7 protein-coding genes and 1 pseudogene are annotated in these 5440 nt (G+C 63.3%); 6 read left to right on the top strand and 2 right to left on the bottom strand.

The annotated features are described in order from the left end of the window. From AC2VOG_RS13430 to AC2VOG_RS13415, 4 genes and pseudogenes are all read left to right on the top strand, one after another. Positions 1-407 (top strand): annotated as a pseudogene (locus AC2VOG_RS13430) (amino acid permease); the annotation flags it as partial. A gap of 22 nt (positions 408-429) precedes the next feature. Continuing rightward, positions 430-870 carry a DoxX family protein gene (locus tag AC2VOG_RS13425; RefSeq protein ID WP_486940389.1) on the top strand — a complete coding sequence of 147 codons (441 nt, stop codon included), beginning with the start codon at positions 430-432 and terminating at the stop codon, positions 868-870. Continuing rightward, positions 860-2332 carry a multicopper oxidase family protein gene (locus AC2VOG_RS13420; RefSeq protein ID WP_486940388.1) on the top strand — a complete coding sequence of 491 codons (1473 nt, stop codon included), beginning with the start codon at positions 860-862 and terminating at the stop codon, positions 2330-2332. Before AC2VOG_RS13425 ends, AC2VOG_RS13420 begins: the two co-directional genes overlap by 11 nt. A 66-nt stretch (positions 2333-2398) precedes the next feature. Next, complete coding sequence (locus tag AC2VOG_RS13415; protein WP_486940387.1) at positions 2399-2677, top strand: transposase family protein; 279 nt, start codon at positions 2399-2401, stop codon at positions 2675-2677. 122 nt (positions 2678-2799) lie between these two features. On the opposite strand, the gene AC2VOG_RS13410 is transcribed toward AC2VOG_RS13415, so the two are convergent. Next, on the bottom strand, positions 2800-3345 hold the full coding sequence (locus tag AC2VOG_RS13410; RefSeq protein ID WP_486940386.1) for a hypothetical protein: 546 nt from the start codon (positions 3343-3345) through the stop codon (positions 2800-2802). A gap of 80 nt (positions 3346-3425) precedes the next feature. After that, complete coding sequence (locus tag AC2VOG_RS13405) at positions 3426-3911, bottom strand: redoxin domain-containing protein (protein WP_486940385.1); 486 nt, start codon at positions 3909-3911, stop codon at positions 3426-3428. A 90-nt stretch (positions 3912-4001) separates the two neighbouring features. On the opposite strand from AC2VOG_RS13405, the gene AC2VOG_RS13400 reads away from it, so the two are divergent. Further along, positions 4002-4688 carry a TetR/AcrR family transcriptional regulator gene (locus AC2VOG_RS13400; protein ID WP_486940384.1) on the top strand — a complete coding sequence of 229 codons (687 nt, stop codon included), beginning with the start codon at positions 4002-4004 and terminating at the stop codon, positions 4686-4688. Positions 4689-5014: 326 nt separating this feature from the next. Then, positions 5015-5260, top strand: coding sequence for a hypothetical protein (locus tag AC2VOG_RS13395; RefSeq protein ID WP_486940383.1), 246 nt, complete (start codon positions 5015-5017; stop codon positions 5258-5260). The last annotated feature ends 180 nt before the right edge of the window (positions 5261-5440 follow it).

Below are 5440 nucleotides of genomic sequence, written 5' to 3'. Positions count from 1 at the left end.
CGCTGATTCTCGGGGTGTCGCGCACGACGTTCGCCATGGCCCGGGACCGGAATCTGCCGGCGGTGTTGGCGGCAGTGCATCCGCGGTTCGCGGTGCCTTATCGGGCCGAGTTGGTGGTCGGTGTGATTGTGGCGGTGCTGGCGGCCATGACCGATGTGCGCGGGGCGATCGGGTTCTCGTCTTTTGCGGTGCTGGTCTACTACGCGGTCGCAAACGCCTCGGCCTGGACACTGACTGCGGCAGAGGGGCGGCCGCCGCGCATCATTCCGATCGTTGGTTTGGTGGGCTGCATCGTCATCGCGTTCGCGCTGCCGCTGGCCTCGATCGTGGCCGGTCTGGGGGTCCTGGCTGCCGGCGCAGCTGCCTACGCCATCCGCCGCCTAAACGCCGATTCAGCGAACAAATAAGTCTCCACAGGAGGTTTCGGCCATGACCATTTCGGCGAGCCCGGCGTGGTGGCAGCGAGTGTGTCGCACGAACGCCCCGGCGGCGACAGTTCTTATCCGCTGCTATGCCGGGCTGGTATTCGCCAGTGAGGGAGTGCTGAAGTTTCTGCGCCCGCGCTCGCTCGGCGTGGGCAGGTTCACCCAAGCCGGCATTGCAGCGCCAGAGTTCTTCGCCGCGCTTGACGGCGTGTTCGAGATCGGCTGCGGCGTACTGATTCTTGCCGGACTGCTTACGCGGGTGGCGGCGGCGCCGATGGTCGCGAACATGGCCGGGGCGCTGCTGCTCACGAACTGCCCATCCTGTGGTCCGCCTCGCCGCTGTTCAAGAGTGAACAGGGCGTCGGGAATTTCCTGCACGAAGCGCGCCTGGACATCGCGCAGCTGTGCGGCACCATCCAACCAGAAAGCAGCTCATGGACGTTGATCGTCGCCGTTTCCTGACCTGGGGAACCGCTGGGGCCGCCGCGATGGCCACCGGCACTGTCGGTTCGATAATGGCCGGCTGTAGCCATCAAAACGCTTCTACTCCAGCCGATTACACGCTGCGGATCGGCTCCGGGCTGGTTGAACTGGCCCCCGACAAGGTGGTCTCGACCACCCTGTACAACGGGCAATTCCCGGGCCCGCTGCTGCGGTTTACCGAGGGCAAGCCGGTCACCATCGACCTGCACAACGACACCGGCACCCCCGAACAGCTGCACTGGCACGGCCAAACCCTGCCGGCGGATGTCGATGGCTCCGCCGAGGAAGGTACGCCCTACATACCCGCGCACGGTATGCGGCGCATCACCTTCACCCCAGGGCCTTCGGGGTTCCGGTTCTACCACACGCACCTGATGCCCGGATCGGACCTGAGCCTGGGCCAATACAACGGTTTGGTCGGCCCGGTGTACATCGAGCCCAAACACCACCCGGGCAACTACGACCAGGAAGTCTTCTTGACGCTCAAGGAATTCGAGCCATCCTTCAGTACCGCTGGGGACATGGACAGCGATTTCCTGGCCGGCGACCCCATCGGCGAGCTACGCGACATGGGTGAGAAAGCGATGGCGGCCTCCTTGGCCGCGGGCAAGTCCCACGGTTTCGAGGTCGGCTACGGATCGTTCGCCATCAACGGGCGAATGCTCGGCCATGGCGACCCCATCAAGGTCGCCGAAAACCAGCGGGTGCTGTTGCACGTGCTCAACGCCAGCGCCACCGAGAACCGCAGCCTGGCCATGCCCGGACACAGCTTCACCGTCGTGGCTTTGGACGGCAACCCCGTTCCCAAGCCCGCGCCGGTGCCGGTGCTGTGGCTCGCTGCCGCTGAACGGATCTCGGCGATCGTGGAGATGAACCACCCCGGCGTCTGGATATTGGGCGACCTGTCCGATGAGGATCGTGGCAACGGCATGGGCATCGTCGTCGAATATGCGGGCCGCAGCGGTGAACCCCAGTGGGCACCGCCCCCGCCATTCACCTGGGACTACCGGCTCTTCGCACAACCCGGCAGAGTCGCCACAGCGCCCGACGAAACGATCGAGCTACTCATCGAGAAACGTAACGCCGAACGCGACGGCTTCAACGTTTGGACCCTCAATGGCAAGGCCTATGACAACGACTCCCGCACAACACCAATCAACCTCGCTCGCGGTCGCCGCTACCGGTTGCGGCTGCGTAACGCCAGCGACGATGTGCACCCCATCCACCTACACCGACACACCTTCGATATCACCCACGTCGCCGGAACCCCCACCGCCGGACTACGCAAAGACGTTGTCATGCTCGGTGGCTACCAAAACCTCGAATTCGACGTCACTGCAGACCAACCCGGCCTGTCCCTGCTGCACTGCCACCAACAACTGCACATGGACTACGGCTTCATGACCCTGCTCCACACCACCTAACCGCCGCCGGGCGGGATGATCACAGTTCTCACACCAGTCACATCCCAGGAGTTCTGCCGTGCCGCTGTGTCATCATCGCCCACGCTGTGCCTCGTTGACGATTCCGACCCGCTGGTGGGTGAGTTGGCCGACGTCCCGGCCGCCCCCGGTGGTTTGCTGGAGTTGATTGCGCAGGTGCCCGATCCGCGCAAGCCACTCGGGAAGCGCCACGGGCTGGCCGGCATCCTGGGGTTCGCGCTGGCCGCTGCGCTCACTGGCGCGCGTTCGTTCGTCGCGATCGCCGAACGGGCAGCCGATACTTGCCCGACACCCTCAAAGGGCCACCAAATACTCCTGACCTCTTAAACGCGACTTTGCCGAGGCCCTGCAACGGTGCGTGCTCGGCAGGTGCGAGTTGCCGTGGAGGGGAGAGGTCGCGCTTCGGGCCCGCGTGCCGACAGTCGGCCCGCTGCATCTCGGTCACGGCACTACGACTGGCGCCGATCGTCGCGAAAGAGTTGGTAGAGATTCACTATCGCCAAGAACATCACAGACAACGGGATAAATGGAGGTTTTATCCCTAGGGGTAAAACGTTGGCCGGCACTTGTGGTTGCAGATGCACGTAAGTCGCGATCCCCATGTTGGCGACCAGTCCGGCTGAGGCTGCGAGGGTGACCGGGCGGTAGAGGTTTGGGATTTTCTGCCTGAAGAAGAAAGCCGAAAGCAGGCCGGTGCCGATCGCCAGTTCGCCGACTTTACCTAGCGGAATGCTGAACCGCGGCAGACCGCTTTTGGTTATCTGGATATCGAACCACGTACGAAAGGGCTCGAAGAATTTCAAGAAACCAAACATGAACATGAAGAAGCCCAAAAACAATGAATTATATTTCAAAGTCTTATTACCTTGTGATCGCCTCATAAATTCCTCTTTTCGCGTTAACAACTTTTTGGACTTGCTGGCGGGCGCATGAACGTTCGCCAGAACCGTCCGAGCAGCAGCGGGGAATAAAGACGTCTTGACTTGACCGGGCATGGCGTGGCCTGGGTTCCGTCCGTGGCCGGCTCCGCCGCACCGCGCTCAGCGTTGAACACGGTACATCGTGTCAATGACTTTCACCGCGCGTCTGGGTGCTCGGCCAGGTACCTGATGAAGCCGGCGACGTCGTCGGGAACAAGCCGCCCGATGGCCCCGCTGGAGTACACGGCCAATCGCACCGTCTCGTCCGGTGCCAGGATGATGCCGGTCGATTGCAGATAGTGCGGATCGTCGTTGACGTAGGCACCGATCGCCGCGGCAATCTTGTCGGCATCGGCGCTGTGGCCGACCGGAAAGCGCAGCTTGCGCTTGGCGACAAGCTCCGCCGAAGTGTCCTCGCCATCCACAGAAAGGGCGACCACCTTGACGTTGAGCTCGCTGAGGGTGTCCACTGCACGCGAGAAGGCGGTGAGCTGGGCATTGCAGTAGGGACACCACGAGCCGCGGTAGATCAAGATGACACCGTAGGAGCCGGCGAGGTCGCCCGGCAGGCTGATCACGCCGCCACCGACAGCGGCAACGTCAAGCTGGGGCAATCGCTGGCCATAGTTGAGGCGCGACATCGGGTCCCTTCACATGGTGTTTGTTGGTGACTCCGCCATCGTGCTGAGAAAAAAGTGGACCGACAAGTCCAATTCGGATAGCGTCCGCTCATGAAGCCACATCAAGGTCGTCCCACCTCGCGATTGACGGCCCGCGGGGCGGTCACCAAAGCCCGCATCGTGGCTGCAGCAGCGTCCTTGGTCCGCGAGCACGGGGTGGCAGGGACGAGCCTGGACGCGGTCATGACCGCCAGCGCCACCAGCAGATCGCAGCTATATCACTACTTCGCTGACAAAGACGACCTCATCAGCGAGGTGATCAAGACCCAGCTCGGCCACGTCATCGCCGCGCAGGAGCCACGCCTGCGCGAAGTGTCGTCGTGGGACGGGCTGCAGCGCTGGTGCGATCATCTCGTGACCACGACCCGCGCGACGCGCGGTGTCGGTGGCTGCCCGCTCGGCTCGCTGGTGAGCGAACTCGCCGACCGATCCGACTCGGCGCGACTCGAGCTCGCGCGGTCCTTTGCTCAATGGCAGTCATACCTGTCCTCGGGCTTTGCGGCCATGCGCGACAACGGTGAACTCGCTTCCGACGCCGACGTGGACGAACTCGCGCTGACGATGATGAGCGCCCTGCAAGGCGGGCTACTCATGGCGCAGACCACGCGCAGCGCCCGTCCCCTGGAACTGGCCCTCAACATGGCACTCGGACACATCGGCCGATACCGATGCGACCCACCAAACAACGCCACCGTGTTGATCGGCGGGGCAGCAACCGACCCAACCGAACATGCCTAACCAACGCGAGCGGCGCACCGGCCTCAGGTCAAGGCCTCCGCGTTGGAAAGTGGCGGGCCGAGACTCTGCGACGGTTTCAGTGCGGCGATCGGCCAGTCGTCCTCGACATGGGCCAAGACGCTGAGGTGGTTGGTCACATGGTGAGCGCCAGATTCTGCAACGACCGGATGCGCAACGCAGATCGGATATGTCAGCGAAATATATTGCAGCACAATTCAACTCGCATTTCCTGCTGGTAACGGTGCGTTCTGCCGAGGTGCGGGCCCCACAGGGTCCTCATGCACAAACGCATGAGGATATGCTCATATGCATGATACGATGCTGCTATGCCTAAGACGGTTCAGATTCGGGACATAGACGACGATGTATATGCCGCGTTGGTCCGTCGTGCCGCGGAGGAGGGGATCACGGTGCCCGAGTTGCTGCGCCGTGAGGCGGCCCGGCTGGCGGCGCGCCCTTCGGTTGCGCAGTGGTTGACGCGGACCGGTCGTCGACCCTCGGAGATTTCCACGGCCGAGGTGCTGGAGAGTTTGGATGAGTGGCGCGGCGAGTGGCCCAATGCTGGTCGTTGACGCGTCCTGTCTATTCGAGGTTGTGGCCGACACGCCCCGGGCGGGCGCGATCGGAGCGCGTCTGGCGGCAGACGTCGATCAGATGGCGCCGCACGTGATCGACGTTGAAGTGATGGGGGTCATCCGGGGCCAGTACTTGCGGGGGCGATTGGACGGCACGGCTGCGCAGCAGGCCGTCAC

It is taken from the genome of Mycobacterium sp. TH-M11 (assembly GCF_057473725.1).
Note: the sequence above shows the minus strand (reverse complement) of the source record. Positions and strands in the feature narration are given on the sequence as shown.